The sequence below is a fragment of the Agathobaculum sp. TL06 genome (genome assembly GCF_054658635.1).
In genome coordinates, this window is sequence record NZ_BAAGGY010000010.1 from 100,334 (window position 1) to 119,528 (window position 19,195).

The 19,195-nt window shown below is 55.0% G+C and carries 14 protein-coding genes and 1 pseudogene; 8 read left to right on the forward strand and 7 right to left on the reverse strand.

Annotated features, from left to right (window positions below):
* Positions 1-21: 21 nt before the first annotated feature.
* The 3 genes from ACYQ3S_RS07720 to ACYQ3S_RS07730 form a co-directional block, all read right to left on the reverse strand.
* Positions 22-828 carry an enoyl-CoA hydratase/isomerase family protein gene (locus tag ACYQ3S_RS07720; RefSeq protein WP_107631963.1) on the reverse strand — a complete coding sequence of 269 codons (807 nt, stop codon included), beginning with the start codon at positions 826-828 and terminating at the stop codon, positions 22-24.
* Between the two features lie 3 nt (positions 829-831).
* Positions 832-2,136, reverse strand: coding sequence for an acetyl-CoA hydrolase/transferase family protein (locus ACYQ3S_RS07725; RefSeq protein WP_459688303.1), 1,305 nt, complete (start codon positions 2,134-2,136; stop codon positions 832-834).
* 69 nt (positions 2,137-2,205) lie between these two features.
* Positions 2,206-3,231, reverse strand: a complete 1,026-nt coding sequence (locus ACYQ3S_RS07730; protein WP_054327276.1) for a zinc-dependent alcohol dehydrogenase — start codon at positions 3,229-3,231, stop codon at positions 2,206-2,208.
* An 881-nt stretch (positions 3,232-4,112) separates the two neighbouring features.
* Between ACYQ3S_RS07730 and uxuA the strand changes: the two genes are divergently transcribed.
* Positions 4,113-5,189 carry a mannonate dehydratase gene (gene uxuA, locus ACYQ3S_RS07735; RefSeq protein ID WP_459688305.1) on the forward strand — a complete coding sequence of 359 codons (1,077 nt, stop codon included), beginning with the start codon at positions 4,113-4,115 and terminating at the stop codon, positions 5,187-5,189.
* A 3-nt stretch (positions 5,190-5,192) separates the two neighbouring features.
* Complete coding sequence (locus tag ACYQ3S_RS07740) at positions 5,193-6,785, forward strand: mannitol dehydrogenase family protein (RefSeq protein ID WP_459688306.1); 1,593 nt, start codon at positions 5,193-5,195, stop codon at positions 6,783-6,785.
* Between the two features lie 371 nt (positions 6,786-7,156).
* Here the strand turns inward: ACYQ3S_RS07740 and ACYQ3S_RS07745 are convergent, their stop codons facing one another.
* From ACYQ3S_RS07745 to ACYQ3S_RS07755, 3 genes are all read right to left on the reverse strand, one after another.
* Entirely contained in the window at positions 7,157-7,429 is a 273-nt protein-coding gene (locus ACYQ3S_RS07745) for a DUF2188 domain-containing protein (protein ID WP_459688321.1), read from the reverse strand.
* A gap of 382 nt (positions 7,430-7,811) precedes the next feature.
* Entirely contained in the window at positions 7,812-8,369 is a 558-nt protein-coding gene (locus tag ACYQ3S_RS07750; protein WP_459688308.1) for an ImmA/IrrE family metallo-endopeptidase, read from the reverse strand.
* 4 nt (positions 8,370-8,373) lie between these two features.
* Complete coding sequence (locus tag ACYQ3S_RS07755) at positions 8,374-8,685, reverse strand: helix-turn-helix domain-containing protein (RefSeq protein ID WP_459688309.1); 312 nt, start codon at positions 8,683-8,685, stop codon at positions 8,374-8,376.
* Between the two features lie 261 nt (positions 8,686-8,946).
* Between ACYQ3S_RS07755 and ACYQ3S_RS07760 the strand changes: the two genes are divergently transcribed.
* The 6 genes from ACYQ3S_RS07760 (at position 8,947) to ACYQ3S_RS07785 (ending at position 18,592) form a co-directional block, all read left to right on the forward strand.
* Complete coding sequence (locus ACYQ3S_RS07760; protein ID WP_459688311.1) at positions 8,947-9,792, forward strand: tyrosine-type recombinase/integrase; 846 nt, start codon at positions 8,947-8,949, stop codon at positions 9,790-9,792.
* A gap of 491 nt (positions 9,793-10,283) precedes the next feature.
* Entirely contained in the window at positions 10,284-10,571 is a 288-nt protein-coding gene (locus tag ACYQ3S_RS07765; protein WP_459688312.1) for a hypothetical protein, read from the forward strand.
* A gap of 15 nt (positions 10,572-10,586) precedes the next feature.
* On the forward strand, positions 10,587-16,064 hold the full coding sequence (locus ACYQ3S_RS07770) for an S-layer homology domain-containing protein (protein WP_459688314.1): 5,478 nt from the start codon (positions 10,587-10,589) through the stop codon (positions 16,062-16,064).
* A gap of 189 nt (positions 16,065-16,253) precedes the next feature.
* Entirely contained in the window at positions 16,254-17,171 is a 918-nt protein-coding gene (locus tag ACYQ3S_RS07775; RefSeq protein ID WP_459688316.1) for a zinc-ribbon domain-containing protein, read from the forward strand.
* A 52-nt stretch (positions 17,172-17,223) separates the two neighbouring features.
* Complete coding sequence (locus ACYQ3S_RS07780) at positions 17,224-18,186, forward strand: helix-turn-helix transcriptional regulator (RefSeq protein WP_459688318.1); 963 nt, start codon at positions 17,224-17,226, stop codon at positions 18,184-18,186.
* Between the two features lie 88 nt (positions 18,187-18,274).
* A complete protein-coding gene (locus ACYQ3S_RS07785) occupies positions 18,275-18,592 on the forward strand; it encodes a molecular chaperone GrpE (RefSeq protein WP_459688320.1) in 318 nt (105 codons plus the stop codon).
* 57 nt (positions 18,593-18,649) lie between these two features.
* Here ACYQ3S_RS07785 and ACYQ3S_RS07790 read toward each other — a convergent pair.
* Positions 18,650-19,195, reverse strand: a pseudogene (locus ACYQ3S_RS07790) (relaxase/mobilization nuclease domain-containing protein); the annotation flags it as partial.

Sequence of the window (19,195 nt, forward strand, 5' to 3'; positions counted from 1 at the left end):
GTGCCAGCCTGATATACGATTTTATTCGCCGGTATACTGCGGCTCGCGCTTCTCGAGGAACGCAGTAACGCCCTCGTTGAAGTCCTTATGCCGCGCCATATACCGCGTGTAGGTGACCTCCAGATCGTTCTTGCGTTTCATCTGGAAATCCTCCTGTGCGTTCATGCACGCCTTGAGGTAACGCAGCACGAGCGGTCCGCGCTTGCAGATCTCACGCGCCTTGTCCATCGCCGCGGGCATCAGCTCATCCAGCGTATCGACAACCTTGGTCACGCCGCCGTACTTGGTCAGCTCCTCCGCGGTGATAAACGTGCCGCAGTAGCACATGTCGCGCTGGATCTGCGGCGGCAGGATGCGGGCCAGATGGCCCGAGCCGCCGACGACCGAAAGCTTTGCCTCCGGCGCGCCGAATACCGTACCCTTGACCGCGATCGTGATGTCCGCGCCGGCCGGATAGCACAGGCCGCCGCCCAGGCAGTGGCCATGCACTGCGCAGATCAGCGGCACGCGCAGCTCGTACAGCGCGAGCGCACCGTCGTAATATACCTCCTGCGTATTGGTAACGTCCTTGTCATCAATGCTCTTTTTGAAGCGCTTAATGTCAACGCCTACACAAAACGTCTTGAGGTCGGAATGCATGATGCACACCCATATATCGTCATCATGGTTGATATAATCGCACAGCATGATGATCTCTTCCTGCACCGTGCCGCTGGCCGCGTTGACCGGCGGGTTGTGCAGCGTCAAAATACCAATATGATCTTCTACTGTCAGGAAAACCTGCTCCAGCTTATGCTCCCCGACCATTTCTACCGTTCTCGTTGCCATGCTTCAGCCCTCCTCGCCATAGCGCTCATGATATGCGGCCCAGAGTTCGTCTCGGAAATCCGGATGCGCAATGTTGATCAGCAGCCTTGCGCGCTCGCGCAGGCTCTTGCCGCGCAGATTCGCCACGCCGTATTCCGTCACGATGTAATGCACGTCGGTGCGGGTCGTCGTGACCGTCGTACCCGGCTCGAACACCGGTACGATACGGGAGATCGTGCCATGCTTGGCCGTGGACGGCATCGCCAGGATGGACTTGCCGTTCGGACACATGGACGCGCCGCGCACATAGTCGAGCTGGCCGCCGATCCCCGAGAACTGGTTGACGCCCATGGACTCGGAGTTGACCTGGCCGTTGAAATCGACCTGCAGGCAGGAGTTGATGGAAACCATCTTGTTCTGGCGCGAGACAACCACGGGGTCGTTTACATAGTCCACCGTGAGCATCATAACGTCAGGGTTATTGTCAACGAAGTCGTACAGCTTTTTGCTGCCCATCAGGAACGCCGCGACCATCTTGCCCTTGTTTTCGGTCTTGGCCGCGCCGGTGATGACGCCCTGCTCATACAGGTCGACGACGCCGTCGGAGAACATTTCGGAATGGATACCGAGGTCTTTCTTGTCGCCCAGGAACTTGAGCACGGCGTCCGGTATGGAGCCGATACCAAGCTGCAGCGTGGAGCCGTCCTCGATCAGGCTGGCGCAGTTGCGGCCGATCGCCTCTTCGACCGGACCGATCTTGCCGCCGCCCAGCTCGGGCAGAGGCCGCGAAGCCTCCACGGCATAGGTGATCTGGGACACATGGATGAACGAATCGCCCATCGTGCGGGGCATCTGGTCGTTGATCTGCGCAATCACCATTTTGGCCGAAAGCGCAGCCGGCTTTGTGCCGCCGACCGATACGCCGAACGAGCAGAAGCCGTGTTCATCCGGTGGGGTCAGTGATACCAACGCGACATCGATCGGGAACGTCCCGTCGGTGAAAAAGCGCGGCGACTGATGGAAATAAAACGGGGTGTAATCCGCACGTCCCTCATTGACGGAAGCGCGTGTCACCGGACCAAGGAACAGGCCGTTGTAATTGAGATGGCCCTTCATCTTGGGCTGGGTGTACTCGCCCTTCCCCATCGGTACCCAGTGGCAGATCTCCACGTCCTCATACTGCTCGTAGTTTGCTACCAGCGCGTCGGTCAGTACCAACGGTTCGTTTGCGCCATGGCCGAAGAATACCCGGCAATGGTTCGGGATGTGCTTGACCGCTTCCTCCGCGGTCGTGAGCTTCGACTGATAGATCGCTCTCCAGTCTTTCATTTAGTTCGACCTCCAACCGCCACTCGAACCCCTCAAGCCCTCTCTCAAAAGGCCAAATTCGAACGGCGATCAGGTAAAGTCGATCAATACCTTGAGCATGGACTTATCCTTGCTCGCTTTTTCGAACGCATCCATCGCCTGGTCGACCGGATAAACCGCGGAAACGACCTTGGCGAGCTGCTCGTTCATCGCGCCGGAGTTGATGATCTTGGCCGCGCCCTCCATGCTGGTCATCGTGTGGTGACGCACGCCGAGCATCGAAGCCTCGTTATAGATAATGGTGTTGATGTCCGTGTTGAAGATGGTACCCTTGGGCGGCATGCCGACCTGGACCATCGTGCTGCCCTGCTTGATCAGGTTGAAGCAGGCGTCATAACCGCCCTGGAAGCCGGTGGCTTCAAACAGGATATCGAACTTGCCGCCGGCGATCGCGATGCACTGATCCACGAAGTCCGGAGCGGAAATATCGACCACGTCAAAGCCAAGCTCCTTGGCGATGCGGATGCGGTCCTGGTTGATCTCGGCCAGAACAACATGCCCCGCGCCGGAGAATTTGCACATCATGCCGATCAGTACGCCGATCGTGCCGGCGCCGGCGATGAATACGTCGTCGCCCGGACGGACGCCCGCGCGGCGGGTGTCGTGTACCGCAACGGTGAGCGGCTCGACCAGCGCGGCGATCTTCATATCAACGTCGTCGTTGAACTTGATCAGGCGGTCGGCGTTTACCAGCATATACTGGGTGAACACGCCGTCCATCGAGGTACCCATGATCTTAACGTTGGTACACAGGTTCTCGCGGCCCTCGTGGCAGCCCACGCAGGCGTTGCAGGGCTCGATGGTGTGGGAGCAGACCTTGTCGCCGACCTTGATGTCGGTGCGCTCGGAGTTAATGGCGTAAACCTCGCCGCAGGCCTCATGGCCCATCACAAGGGGCGGCTTGGCCGTCGGGTGCTGGCCCGCGAAAATATGTAAGTCAGAACCGCAGATGCCCGCATACTTGATGCGGACCACCGCCTGTCCGGGGCCGGGCTCCGGAATCGGCGACTCCACCGTTTCGACCTTGAAGAAATCGGTTAACAAAAGCTTTTTCATAATCAAGTATCCTCCTCAACTTGACGTCTGTTCCCAGCTACCATATTTCTGCTTCGCCCGAACCGGCGCGCCGCTTCCCTGTCTTCAGGCTCCGTTATTCTGTTGTGTTGGAAGCGTCGCTTCCAACACAACAAGGGGTACCCCTTGTTGTCGAAAAACGGAAAATCTTCGGCCACGGTTTCGGGAGCGGTTTCACACCCCCTACAATAAAATAGACACCACGCTGTCCGCCATATCCTTTACCAAGGTTCTTATCGCGCAACAATGGTTGTCCATCCCTCACGGCACCGCCGTTCCGCCGCCGCGCATGCGAACCACAAAAACAGGTGCCTGCTTTTGTTTTTTCGCGCAGCAACACACAATACAGTAGTTTTCTACAGCACAGTAATACTATAATTGTCCAGGCAACGATTGTCAATACCCCACAAAAGAATTCACCGCGCATTTCCGGTTTTTGTAGAGCGTGCAGAATATTCCTTTAATTTTTTGTTAACATTTTCAGAGAGCGCCAATTTCAATGTTCATTGTTACAAATTTATCATTTCATTCTTGTTTATTTTTCACAATTTTATCGCAAGATATTTCATAATTCGGTGAAACTACTCGTCAAAAAAATTTATTTTTGTTTCCGAATTTTAATCTTAAAAAAAACCGTTTGCTTGACAACTTTCCGGTATGTATTATAATGTCAATGAGTGGTGGTTTCATTCCACGTTCTGATCCGGCGGCGCGGCCGCCGACGCCCTCCATCCTATTATGTATGGGGGGTGTTTTCAAGTTAGGTGGGAACGTTTCCGCCCAATCTGGTACCGCGGGCTGCGATACAAGCGATCTCCCTGCCTGTGGACACAGAAAGTTCAATATTTTAAGGAGGTTTTGCTATGCAAATGACATTCCGCTGGTACGGCGAAGGCAACGACAGTGTTTCCCTGGCCGACATCAAGCAAATCCCCGGCGTTACCGGCATCGTATGGGCTCTGCACCATAAGCAGGCCGGTGAAATCTGGACGGTCGACGAGATCATGCATGAAAAGAAGATCATTGAGGACGCAGGCTTCAATATCGACGTCGTCGAATCGGTTAACGTACACGACGATATCAAGATCGGCCTGCCGACCCGTGATCAGTATATCGAAAATTACAAGATCACCCTGCGCAACCTGGCGCAGTGCGGCGTAAAGGTTGTTACCTATAACTTTATGCCTGTTTTCGACTGGACCCGCACCGACCTGTTCCATCCGCTGCCGGACGGTTCGACCGCGCTTTACTATGAAAAGTCGGTCATCCGCGAGGACGCCAAGGAAATGGCCGATTATATCCTCAAGGGCTGCAAGGGCTACACCATGCCCGGCTGGGAGCCTGAGCGCATGGCCCAGCTCGACGAGCTGTTTGAAAAGTACAAGCCCGTTACGAAAGAGAAGCTGTGGGAAAACCTGAAGTACTTCCTCGAAGCGATCATGCCGACCTGTGAGGAGACCGGCATCAAAATGGCCATCCATCAGGACGATCCCCCCTGGGACATCTTCGGCCTGCCGCGCCTGCTGGTCAACAAGGAAGCGATCGGCAAGTTCCTCAAGATGGTCGACCATCCGAACAACTGCCTGTGCCTGTGCTCCGGCTCGCTCGGCGCCAACGAGAAGAACGACATCGCCGACATCATCCGCTCCTATTGCGACCGCATCGCGTTCGCGCACGTCCGCAACGTCAAGCACTATGAAAACGGCGACTTCTCCGAGGTTTCCCACCGCGACTGCGACGGCGACGTCGGCATCCTGGAAATCATGAAGGCTTATCACGACTGCGGTTTCGACGGTTACATGCGTCCCGACCACGGCCGCCACATCTGGAACGAGAAATGCCGCCCCGGCTACGGCCTGTACGACCGCGCGCTCGGCATCATGTATCTGTGGGGCGTTTGGGATATGCTGGAGAAGGAGAAACTGGAAGGAGCTCATTAAGCAATGAAACTTTCTATTGCATCTTTGAAAGACAAGGAAGCCTGGAAGGGCTATACGCTGCCGGCGTTTGACATTGAGGCTGTCGCGGCCAAGACCAAGGCTGCGCCGACCTGGCTGCATTTCGGCGCAGGCAACCTGTTCCGCGCGTTCCAGGCGGCTGTGGCCCAGCACCTGATCGGAAGCGGCGACATGGACACCGGCATCATCACCTGCGAGAGCTACGACGACGAGATCGTGACCAAGTGCTTCCACCAGGTAGACAACCTTACGGTTGCCGTTACCCTCGAGGCCGACGGCCGCATCGAAAAGGAAATCATCGGCTCGGTTGCGGAAACCACCACCCTGCTGCATGACCTTGACCGCGTCAAGGAGATTTTTGCCGCCCCGTCCCTGCAGATGGTTTCGTTCACCATCACGGAAAAGGGCTACTCCCTGCGCAACGCCAAGCAGGAGCTTGTTCCGGCTGCTGTGGAGGACATGAAGAACGGTCCCTCCGCCTGCAAGTCTTTCATGGCGCAGCTCGCCACCCTGCTGCTGCACCGCATGCATACCTGCGGCAAGCCGCTCGCCATGGTTTCGATGGATAACTGCTCGCACAACGGCGCGAAGCTCCAGGGTGCGATCATGGAGTTTGTCGACGCCTGGAAGAAGAACGGCCAGATCTCTGATGAAGAGTATGCTTACCTGACCGAAAAGGTTTCGTTCCCGTGGTCGATGATCGACAAGATCACCCCCCGTCCGGCTCCGGAGATCGCGGACCAGCTCGAGGCCGACGGTCTGGAGGATATGCACCCGTTCGTAACCAGCAAGAACACCTATATCGCGCCGTTCGTCAACGCCGAGCGCCCGCAGTACCTGGTTATCGAAAACGACTTCCCGAACGGCCGTCCGGCGCTGGACAAGGCCGGCGTTATCTTCACCGACCGCGACACGGTCAACAAGGTGGAAATGATGAAAGTCTGCACCTGCCTCAACCCGCCCCAGACCGCGCTGGCGGTTTACGGCTGCATGCTCGGCTATACCTCGATCGCCAAGGAAGTACAGGATCACGAACTGTACACCCTGATCGACCGTATGTGCCACATCGAGGGCATGCCTGTTGTGGTTGACCCGGGCGTGCTCAGCCCGAAGGCGTTCCTCGACGAAGTGTTCGAGACCCGCCTGCCCAACCCGTTCATTCCGGACACCCCGCAGCGTATCGCAACCGATACTTCCCAGAAGGTTTCGATCCGCTTCGGCAACGCGATCAAGAATTACGACGCGATGGGTCCCGGCAAGGCTGCCGAGCTGAAGTATATCCCGCTGGTTCTGGCCGGCTGGCTGCGCTACCTGCTCGCGGTTGACGACGAGGGCAATGCGTTCCAGTGCAGCGCTGACCCGCTGCTCGCCTCCCTGCAGGAAAAGCTGTCCGGCATCGAGCTGGGCAAGGCGGACGACGCCGCTGTCGCCAAGCTGGAGCCGATCCTGCACGACGCGTCCATCTTCGGCATCGACCTGTACGCCTGCGGCCTTGCGGATAAGGTCATCGGCTACTGGAAGGAAATGATGGCCGGCCCCGGCGCAATCCGTGCAACGCTCAAAAAATATACCGCGTAAAAGAAATAATCAAAAGCTCCCGCCCAGATGTGCGGGAGCTTTTGCTATCCGTAGCCATAAAAAAAACGCGGGCGCTGAACGCCTACCCCGCATAAGGACAACAACAAAATTATCGTTCAGAGCATAGTTAAAGGCTGGCAATCAACTCCGATTGCCAGCCTTTGCTTATCTATAGATAGATGTGATTGACTAGGTACTATGGACTTAACCAACAACTGCATATAGAATCAAGTTGTGCTGAACTCATTATGAGCGGGGGAAAAAACAAGCCAGTGTGTGGTTTTAACTAAATATTATTCAATGGGAGAACGAATTTGCAAAAGTAAAAAGGTGTAACCTGTAGGCTACAGGCTACACCTTTCGTATTTATATCACCCTTTCGGCGGGAACGGGTCTCCCCCATGGCTATCAGCAGATTGAATACGCCCATTTTTTCCGTGGATCAGGAACTCGGTCCTCTGGTTCCTACTAATAGTTCTCCCTGCTTTGACACCGGCTTCTTTTGTGGTGTAGTGTCCACTGGCACGTCGAGCTCCACCCCGCTTAACATCCCAGCCACCCTTGCTGTTGTGGACAACATGATGAGTTTGTCTTGCCATGTTCTTACCCCTTGTGCGCTTTCGGGCAGCAGACGGCACATCCATCTGCGTCGCTGTAGTATTGCTTGCCTGCTTGCACAGCTTCTGTCTCACTGGAGAACATACCGAGGTATGTCGTATTGGCGATTCTCAGCTGTTGCGCGTGCTCCTGGGTATGAACTTCATGGTGAAGTCCGGGATTGCAAGTCGAATTGTTGTTAATGTAATAATGTTTCATAACAGGTCCTTTCTACCCAATCAGGGAAACAGATTGACAATAGACAGTTTTATAGTATTTGCCTATTGCATTTTTACCAGGAATCTGCTATGCTTACCTCGGTTAAAGGGTTGAATTTGCACAGCAGATTTAACTCCGAAACGCATTGGATTGCTGCCGCAAACAGCTTTTCAATGCGTTTTTCTTTGAACATCCAAGTCGGCCACCCCCTTAACCTACAGCAGCGAATAACTGCAACATCCGAAGTTCATAGTCCTTGTAGTAGACACCGCCATAATTCAGCCACTTGTTGTAGTAGTTCAAAGCATACCCGGCAGCCTCGTAGCTGATCTCGAAGATGTCCGCTATATCCTGGGCATCATCGAGCTTCAGTTTATGAATGAGAGCGGGAGGTGCCAGAGCATACTTGGCAAAGAACTTGACTTCCTTTTCAGCTAACTCGCTGTCCTCTGAATGATCCAAAACAATGTGACCGACCTCATGCATGATCGTATTGTTGATTCGTCCGTAGTCGTGTTCATCATCGTCGTTATAGAAAATATACCACCCGCCATCTTCCCTCTCTATCGAAAAGCCGTCCATGCTCTCCTTGCGCATTAGCTGTTGGACACTTTCTGGTCGTGCAGAGTAGGGGATTACTTTGACACCCATCTTCTTGGCAATCTCAAATCCGCTGATGGGTACACAGGAGACCTCATAGTCTGCAAACATCTTGACGACGGCCTGTTTGATTTCCTCATACCTACTGTCGGATAGCTTAATACCCAAAACCTTATTCACCCCCGAATAATGCGTTGATCAGATCCTTCTTATCCTGGTCTGACATCGCTGATGCGTTGCGGGCAATCATACGACGAATTCTTGGATAATCAAAATCGTCATGTTCAATCCCCAAGAGATAATCAGAGGTGGTATGGAGTGCCGTTGCCATATTAGCAATCACCTCCGGTTTTGGGTCTCGGTCTCCGGAGATGTACCTGGACAGTGTGGCCTCTGTCAAACCAATGCGTTCTGCCAATTCCTTCTGCTGCATGCCCCTTGCTTTTAGTTGTTCTGATATTCGTACCCCTAGTTCTTTGCCCATATGGAGTCCTCCTTTAATGCCCGATGTCCGAGCTTGTAAAAACATCATACCCCATTCTTACCAAATTGTCAAGTATAATTTCCGATATCTTTCTGAGAACATAGTTGATCCATGTCTTTTATTAAGTCCAGCAGGTTTCGCTGCTGGACTTTTTTTTTCGTCCTGATTTCATTCCAGTAAAGATGATCGTGTTTTGGCCTTCCGCATAAGGACCTTGCGTTCAGGTACAATATCTATATCAATCGAACTGGAGGCCTTAAGATGGCAGAAAGAAAAATCTTGACGGAACAAATCAGGGCTTTTGCCAAGCACCTGCGCCAAATGGAACGGAGCAGCGGCACCATAGAGAATTACCTGCGGCATGTCCAAACCTTTGCCGCGTGGCTGGGCGGTAGGACTGTTTCAAAAGAGGCGGCGGCGGAATGGAAAGCACACCTCCTATCTGCGGGCTACGCCCCGGCTACCATAAACGCCATGCTGGGCGGACTAAACCGTTTCTTTTCCTTTGCAGGCTGGCGGGAGTGCCAGGTCAAAGCCTTGCGGCTCCAGCGTCGCTTATTCCGGGATGACAGCCGGGAATTGACCCGTGAGGAGTACGACCGCCTGCTGAACACCGCCCGCGCCCAAGGCCGGGAGCGGCTGGCGCTGCTGATGGAAACCATCTGTGCCACGGGTATCCGCGTCAGCGAGGTGCAATATCTCACTGTGAAAGCCGCAGAGCAAGGCAAGGCGGAAATCACCCTCAAGGGGAAGATACGCACCATCCTCATCCCCAGCAAACTGCGGAAGAAACTGCTCAAATTCGCCCGAAAAAATAAAACCGCCTCCGGCGAGATCTTTCTCACCAGAAACGGAAAAGGGCTAAGTCGGAAACAGATTTGGGCGGAAATGAAGGCCATCTGCAAGGCGGCAGGGGTGTCCCCTTCCAAGGTGTTCCCCCACAATCTGCGCCACCTGTTCGCCCGGACATTTTACAAGGTCTGCCGGGACGTGGCGAAATTGGCAGATGTGTTGGGCCACTCCAGCATAGAAACCACCCGGATCTACCTGATCTCCACTGGCGCGGAGCATGAAAAACAGTTAGACCGCCTGGGCTTAGTCGTATAGGACAAACTTCACAGTTTGTCCCGGACCGGCAGAAAACCAACCGGCAGAGTACATATTGATAAAGGTATTTTAGCATGAAAGCCTCGAATGTGCAAGGGATTTGCCGGTTTTGGGCATAGCAAAGCAGGCCAATCAAGCCTCTTTTTTGATTGGCCTTGTTTTGCGCGCCCGCTTTACTGTCCCATGCACCGCATGGGGCCTTTTTATACCCTCCACCGCAGCCCTTGCCGGGGAATAATGCTGCTATTATGGACGAATTGTGAATTTGTCACAGTCAAGCTGGCATGGCGCACACGACAAATTGTGAAGTTTGTCGCTGGCAGAGCGAGGAATGGAGGTGATCCACATGTTGTATACGGCAGAATTACGGGAAGAACAAGCCATCACCTGTACAGGAGAAATCTGCGGCACCATTGCGCTCTGTTGGAGCAAGCCTATAAACGGTTACCGGAACAGGTGTAGATCACCGGCTGGGAGGAGGTGAACGACCAGTGAGCACGACAAATGCCCTTGCCCTGCCGCTGCTGGATTTTCTGGCCTATCAGGCGAGGTGTGAATACCTCTCCGACCTGCCCCACGCCACCGGCTGGCAGCGGGTACGGATGGTGCGGGCGCTGGAGAAGATCCCGCCGGAAGCTGCCAGCCTCCACGACTGGAACGACGCGCTGGACTATCTGGTACAGGCACCGCCGGAAGAAACGGCCCAGGCCGCCCGTGAGCAACTTCTTGCCATGCTGGCAGAGAGGCTAAATGACTACGCGAGAAAAAATCAACCATAGAAGGAAACGAATGACATGAGAAAACGAATATTGTCAACTCTGCTGGTGGCTGTCATGGTCGTGTCCATGCTGCCCACAGCAGCGTTTGCCGTGGACGAACCGGACTTAAACGGCATACCGCAGGATGTGCAGTGCGTCTGCACATCGCGTTGTGAGGAAGGAAACGCCGACCCTGACTGCCCCGTCTGCGCTGGGGACTTTATGGCCTGCGCGTACACGGAGCCAAACGATGGCGGTACAGATGGCGATCCCGAAGAACCGTCCTGTATCTGCACGGAACTCTGTGAGGAGGGAAATGTCAACACCGACTGCCCTGTCTGTGCGGAGGCCTTTGCGGACTGCGGGTACACAGAACTGGACAACGCGAACGGGACAGAGGGCAGTTCGACGATCCCCTGGACCGAACTGGCCCCGGCACAGCCCATAGAGGAAGCAGGTCCCAGCACACCGGCGAACGGTGTATCGTTGCTGGCGGCAACCGAGTACAGCGCGGGCACAACTCAAGATTTTAACAATGTGATTACAGCCATTGGAGCACAATCGAACCAGACCGAGTTTGTGATAACCTTGGAAGCCAACATTTCTGGAGTTTCGTTTGTAGGTGTTGAGGACAAGCACATCACGCTGAAGAGCAACGACGGCGGCCCATACTCCATCTCTTTGGGCCAAGAGTTAGAGGGCGACATCACGCTGGACAATGTGTCCGTACAGACCGGCGAACGCAGTCCGGTGTACGCCAACGGCCACCGTTTTGAAACCACAGAGAATTTTCTGACAGACAAGGATACCGGCTTGATCCATACCCTGTACGGCGGCGGTTCCAGTGGAAACGACGTGGAGAGCACCGATCTGGTGCTCAACGGCGGGCGATTTGAAAATGTCTATGGCGGCGGTTACGACAGCGCCGTAACAAGCGACGTCCATGTCGCTATGGATGGAGCCTCTGTCGGCAACTTCTACGGCGGCGGCCACGCCAAGGATACTGCCAGTGGCACCGTGGGCGGCGACGTCTATCTGGAGTTGAAAAGCGGCACCATCGGCAGCCTTTTGGGCGGCGGAAAAAACGCTTATTCTCCGACAACGGATCGGACGCCCGCCAGCGTGACTGGCACGGTCTACCTCACCACTGGGTATGAGGGTGCGCCCGATGAGTCCATGAAACTGAGTAATGCCGATGGAAGCGGCGCGGGGTCCGAAAACTCGACGGTCGGGAATGTGGTGATGAAACTCCTTGAGGGGAGTTATGTTCCCACACTTGACATTGCAGGCGCGGGTTACAACGACACCATCAAAGGGACCATTGAGATCTTGGTAGACGGCGGCAACATCAGCGGACTCTATGGCATAGGTCTTGAAGGCTTGAACGACCCAATTCTAATTGGCGGCCACCGCAACCAGGTGCTCAATGAGGATGAACAGGAAAACGCCGTCCATCTCGTTGTGAAAAACGCGGAGATCGAGTTCTTGGACGCTTTGGGACAGGGCTACGGTTCTCAGAGTTACGACGATGTGATAAACGGCAATGTGCTGGTGGAGATCATCGACAGCGAGGTCTATCAGGCTACCATTGGCGGCACAACGACCAATGGCGCTGGCGGCTATGCCAGTTTGAACGGGGACAGCACCATCCAGATTACAAACAGCAGCGTCCGGACGATCTACGGTCATAAGAGAAATTATGAGGACAGCGAGGGTAGCGATACGGTAGCGGTCGTTTTCACCGGGAACGGCGAAAGCAAAACCCGCTATGTGCGCTGGTTTGATCAGGTAACAGTGCAGGACAATGCGGATGTTATCATAGACTCTGCAATGTTCGAGACAAATCACTCTCCATTTTATGACACAAAGAACCTTTCTGTCTTGTCCGGTGGAAGCTTGCACACGCAAAGTACAAATAAGGCGACCCTTTTGGGAAACGTGAATATGAACAATGGTACTTGGATTGCCGACGCCAATGTCAATGTGAATGGTACATTCACAGCTCAGGACGGCAGCACGTTTACCTCCAAAGGGCAGGTGATTATCGGACAAAGTGGCACATACACGAGCGCCAGTTTTGATAACAGCACATGGAATGACCAAAAATCCGCATATGTGTACGGCCCCGTGACCCTGCAAAACGGTGCGGAGCTGAACCAGACAGGCAGTTTCAGAACCTATGACGATATGTCTGTTACGAGCAGCACTTGGAAAAATGAGAATACCTCCAGCACTGTGGACGGCGACCTCACCGTTTCTAGCAGCAGCACAATTACGGGCAACGGTGAAGTGACAACGGAAGCGGCCGCCGAGGGCAAGCAGTTCAATATCAAGGGCAGCATGACCATCAGCGACAGCACACTGACCTCCGACCTGAAGTTCTTTGTGGGCGACGAAGTGACCTCTTCCAATACGACGTTCCGGTTTGACCGGTCGTTCAAATTCGGCCAGAATGTTACAGGACCCGCTGTAGCCACAAGCAATACGATGTGGTCCAGCACCGGCGACACGGTGACCATCACGGACAATAAGGTGGCGGACACTGAAAAAGATACCGATGTTTACTACTTCGTCCGCGGGAACGCCGAGTTTAGTAACACGAGGCTGGTCTTGATGGACAACCTGTCCATTTGGGGCAATTACAACAACAAGGGCGGCACGACCATAAGCCTGCCCGCGTTCTCCGCAGACGAAAATTACCCGGACAAGTTCATTCCTTTGGAGATCGGCGGGACGGCCTCCGGCGAAACGCAGGTCACTCTGGTGCAGAAGTCCGGCGACTTCACAACAGAAGGGCAGCCAGTTGAGGGGCATAACTATATCAATGCTCAGAGCAGCAGCGACGATGTGTTCAAACTTGCAAATCAAAATGCCAAAGCAGGCGGGTATTATTTCAAGAAACTCACCGACGCAAGGGCGGAGTCTGTAAAACGTGGCTACGACATGTGGCAGGTGGCGAAAGACCCAACGCCGGAAACCTATGGTGTTCTATATGAGTTCAAATACGGTACCAGAGGGGCAAGCCCGAGCAAAGAGATTACAGACATGCTGCCATCTGACAGCGGCACTTATGCACTTGGCGCAACAGTGACCGCCATCCTCCCGGAAAAAACTTGGCTTATCGGTCCTAAGAGTCCAAGCAATTCCACAATGGGCGTCTGGACGTTTGAGGGCTACACGGTTGGCGCGGAGGAAGTGCCCGTTGACGATAAAAACCAGATCACATTGCAGGAAAGTTATTTGGGAAAGGGCAAAGACCCAACTGACACCAAGCAATACATCATCTTCACCGGCACCTGGACGTGGAAAGAGGGTGTACCGGAAACGATCACCCTCACGCCCCAGGACATGACGGCCTACACCGGCGGCAACTCCATCAGTAAGGACCCGTTCCCCTCGGTGCGGTATGCTATCACCGATGAGGACGGAAAAGAGATTGACGCCGAGGGTCTGACCTTCACCGTGGGCGACAAAGAATGTACCCCCGAGGCGGTCGGCAACTACTGGCTGCTGTCCAGCGTTGAGAACACCTTTACCCCCGTGGAGAGCCAGAAAACCCGCGCTGCTGGCGAGTATGTGAATGACAAACTTGCCGGCGAGTATACCATCGGCGTGGAAAACGCTGATGGACTCACAGCAGCGGCCACGGATGGTACGCAGTACACTGTGGAAGTGGCGGACACCGAAGATACCGGTATTTTGACGGTGCGCAACGTGTCCGACCCCGAAGGGGTGTTGGATGAGGACGCCCCGTTGGACATTGCTCAGGTCGTAGTTCACGAGGAGAAGGACGTTGACACCAGCAAGGGCGCGGTGGCCGTGATCGAGGACGGTGCGACCTACTACACCAACGGCAAGAGCGCCAACCTGGGCATTCTCGGCACCAATTCGGCCGCGCCGACTTCCGGCGAACAGATCGCCCTGCTCTTTGACAATATCCTGGAGCGTGACGCTGTGGCCGGAGCCGACACCATCAAGATGATGGTGAATCATGCCGCAAGCAAGAATTATACCTTGACAGAGGGCCAATATCAGTTCAAGTATCTGGACCTTATCAATGAGAACGACGGCAACGCCTGGGTGAGCACGGACCAGCCTATCACCATCTACTGGCCGTACCCCGCTGGGACCAATGCAACCGACTACACCTTCAGCGTTCTGCATTTCGAGGGTCTGCACCGAGAGTATCAGATCACTACTGAGGCCGAGATGCAGACGTTGATTGGCCAGTCTAATGTTGTGCCGATTACCGCCGAGGCCACGGACAAGGGCGTGAAATTCACCCTGCCCGCCAACGCAGAGAGCGGCAGTTTTTCTCCCTTTGTCCTGTCCTGGACAGCCAAGAGCACACCGCCGGCGGGCACCCATCGGGTGACGTTCCTGCCCGGCGACCACGGCACCCTGAGCGGCACACTATCCTATGATGTGGCCGACGGCGGCACGGTCCCCGATGTCCCTGCCGTCAGCCCCAATAGCAACTACTCCTTCAGCGGCTGGCTGGGCAGTGACGGTACGACCTACACCCGCGACCAGATTTTGGCCCTGACTATCCGCAGCAATATGACGTTCACCGCTCAGTACAGTTATACCGGTGGCGGCGGTGACGGTGGCGGGGGAACTACCCGCTACACGCTCTCCTATGAGTCTAACGGCGGCACCGAGTACAAGGATGAGCGGTACGACCGCAACACCGTGGTGCAGTTGGACAAGGTCCCCATCCGCGAGGGCTACACTTTCACCGGCTGGTATGCTGATGAGGAGTTGACCGAGCGTATTACGGAAATCAAAATGACTTCGGATAAGACCGTCTATGCCGGCTGGAAATCCACCGGTGTCCCGGATTGGCTGAACGGCAGGGACCACTTTGCGTATGTCATTGGTTACACAGATGGAACCGTCCGCCCTCTTAACAATATCAGCCGCGCCGAAGTGTCCGCGATTATTTTCCGCCTGCTTGACCCGGAGATCCGGGAGGCGAATTTGACCACCACTAATACCTTTGCGGATGTCAACGAGGGCATGTGGTACAACACCTCTATTTCCACTTTGGCCCGCTTGGGGATCGTGAAAGGCCGCAGCGCCGACTTCTTTGACCCGGACGCATCCATTACCCGCGCTGAGTTCGCGGCCATCTGCGCCCGGTTTGACAGTTCTGGCGTTAAGGCGGACAGCGAATTCACGGATATTGCTGGTCATTGGGCTGAGAATGAGATCGAGCAGGCGGCCACCCTGGGGTGGATACTCGGCTACTCAGACGGTACGTTCCGACCCAACAACCAGATCACCCGTGCCGAGTCCATGACGATGATCAACCGTGTGCTCCAGCGTTTGCCTGAGAGCGAGGACGACCTGCTGGATGGTATGAACGTCTGGCCGGACAACCAGCCCAGCGCCTGGTACTACCTGGCCGTGCAGGAGGCCACCAACAGCCATGATTTTGACCGCAAGGCCGACGGTGTGCATGAGCATTGGACCGAGATGACCGCAGATCCAGACTGGAAACAGTACGAGTAAAAATAGCATTTTAACAAAGGGGAGAAAGGGGCATTTGCCCCTTTCTTCTCCAAGCCCTCCACTTATCGGTGGAGGGCTTGGAGAAGAAACCAGCGATGAAGTAACAGCGGCGCCGGATCCAGATGATGCGAAAAATCGGACCGAATGTAGCTCGATATCTTCTTTGATGCGGATAAGAGGTAAACAACTGTGACATTGTATGAACGATGCAGAGAAAACGGCTGGGATCACCTGCTGCTGCAGTGGGATCAGGAGCGCAATTTCCCTCTTACTGCAAAGGATGTTGCCGCCGGCAGCCACAAAAAAATATGGTGGCGCTGCGAACGCGGACACAATTGGCAGGCGACCATCGCCTCGCGCCTTTCGGGCTGCGGATGTCCGGTTTGTGCCAACCGAGTGATCCTGACTGGATATAACGATCTTGCCACCACGCACCCCGATTTGGCAAAGCAGTGGCATCCTCCCAAAAACGGGGATTTGAAACCAGAACAGGTTGGTGCGGGACACATGAAGAAAGTCTGGTGGCTGTGTGAACAAGGCCACACTTGGCAGGCGGCAGTCGCAACCCGCGTGAAACAGTGTTCCGGCTGTCCCATCTGCTCCAACTATGTGGCTTTGGCAGGCTATAATGACCTGCAGACTTTGTATCCTGCCATTGCTGCACAGTGGCATCCAACGAAAAATGGCCCGCTGGTCCCAAGCCAAGTTGTGGCGGGCAGTAACCGCTATGCCTGGTGGCAATGCCATCTGGGTCATGAGTGGCGGGCCAAAATAGTGGATCGGACTCGCGGAACAAATAGTTGCCCCTATTGTGCCGGCCAAAAAGTGTTGGAAGGTTTTAATGATCTTGCCACCACATACCCGGATGTGGCTGCCCAGTGGCACCCAGAATTGAACGGTGCCTTGACACCCCAGCAAGTAACAGCGGGCAGCAACCGGCGTGTCTGGTGGATCTGTCCCGAAGGGCATGTCTGGCGCACGGCGATCTACAACCGCACCGGCAGAAATAAGCAGACCGGATGCCCGGTCTGCGCAGGGAACTATAAATTTACATACCGGCAGAAGGCATATCAGGAAATGCTGGCGGCCTATCATGAGCATGAATAACGCTATTTGTTCTGCAACAAATCATATCTTCTATTTTCAGGAGAGTCCCATTATGACAAGCGAAAATCAACAGCGCCTGCTTCTGCTGCTGCAGCTTCTCCTTACGCAGACAGACGAAACTCACTATGTATCGGTAGCAGATATCCTGCGTTTTTGGGAAGCACATGACATCCACGCCAACCGGAAGAATGTGTACAGAGATATCCAGCTCCTGATCGACTTCGGCGTAGACATTATCTGCATCCGAAGTATGCAGAACCGCTACTTCGTCGGTTCCCGGCTTTTTGAATTACCGGAACTGAAACTGCTGGCGGACGCCGTGGCGTCCTCCCACCTTGTCACCGAGAAGAAGAGTGCCGCCCTGCTCCAAAAACTCAGCCGGCTTACCAGCGTCCACAATGCGGAATATTTAAGCCGCCCTGTCTACATGGACGGTACGGCCAAGCCGGATAACGAGACCATCTATTATGCCATCGACGCCATCCAGACTGCCATCCATGAAAAACAGTCCATCTCGTTCCAGTATTACGAGTACACACCGAAAAAGGAAAAGGTACTGAAACACAAGGGATACCGCTATGTGTTCAGCCCCTACGCCCTCATCTGGAACCGGGATTTCTACTATGCGATGGGCTGGTCTACCAAGCACGGCAAGCTGGCGCAGTTCCGGGTAGACCGCATGACAACAATTCAGCAGTCGGACGCAGAGTACATAGCGGACCCGTCCTTTGACCCTGCAGGCTATGTTCGGGAGGGCTTTGGCATGTACCATGATGAGACCCACCGGGTGACGCTGCTGTGTGAGAACCACACTATGAAGAATGTTATAGACCACTTCGGAGAGGCGGTGTACACCACACCGGCAGACCCCAGGCACTTCCGGGCCGCTGTGGACGTGGCGCCCAGCCCACCGTTCTTCGCCTGGGTGTTCACGTTTGGCGGGGGCATCCGCATCGAGGGACCGGCGGACGTTCTGGCGGAAATGAAAGACATGGCCGCGTGGCTGAACGGATGATCCCCCTCTGCTTTCGGCAGACAGACCCTTGTATTTCCCTCCGCGATATGCTAATATCCCACAAACCTGAGAAGGAGGTCAAGGGGAAATGCTGCATATCTTTTTGGGCGCGGGTCTCTTTCTGCTGTCTATCCTGTTCCGTCTGGCCGCCGCGCTCCGGCTGACGGTCCCGCTGCTGTACGCGCTGGTGGTACCCACGCTGCTGCACGGGTGGTACTACAGCCACCAGGCGCTGGCTGTGGGGCTGTGGCGGGCGCTATTGGGGCTTTCGCTCCTATCCTGGGCAAGCACCTTTGTGAGAAGACTGCGCCAACACCGGCGCGACAAAGCCCAAACGGAGGCATTGTCTCGACAACTCCACGAGGCCGGACAAACCGGAGAAACCACCCACGTAGATGACCTTTGAAAGCAAAATGAAACTCATGGACACGTCCCCCCGACATTTGCCGGGGGGCATGTTTTTTCATCGGGAGGGTCCTTCTCTTTCCAAATCCCTCTGGCGCTGGCGTCCCTCCACCGCTTGGATATCCCGTTCCATCCGGGGCCGGTTTTGCTCGATGGTATCGCACATGGCAAGATCCTTCCTCTCCTTACGGATCTCTCGGTTCACATCCGCCAACTGTTGGTATAGAGCGGCCTTTTCCTCCAAGAGTTCTTCTTTCGGGATGCCGCCCTGCTCCAGCAGTGTGACAGCGTCCATGTACCGCGCGAATGGTTCTTCCATACCAGGGACTCCTTCCTCGTAGAGTTCCTTCGCCGGGGCGAGGGCCTCCACATCGGAAAGGGCGTCGTAAAGCTGTTTCCGTTTCTTCTTCCGCACATTGAGGATGGTGCGCTGCTTCATCAGGCTGGCCAGCGTTTCCCCGGCGCGAACACGGATGACCTGCAGGTCCTCTGCCGTGGCAGTGCCATGCTCCCGCAGGAAGGCGAATTGCGCTTTGTACTGCTCGAACTTCATCAGTTCTTTCCGCAGGTGGGGTGTCATCTTCGACGGGTACTGCCGCTGCTC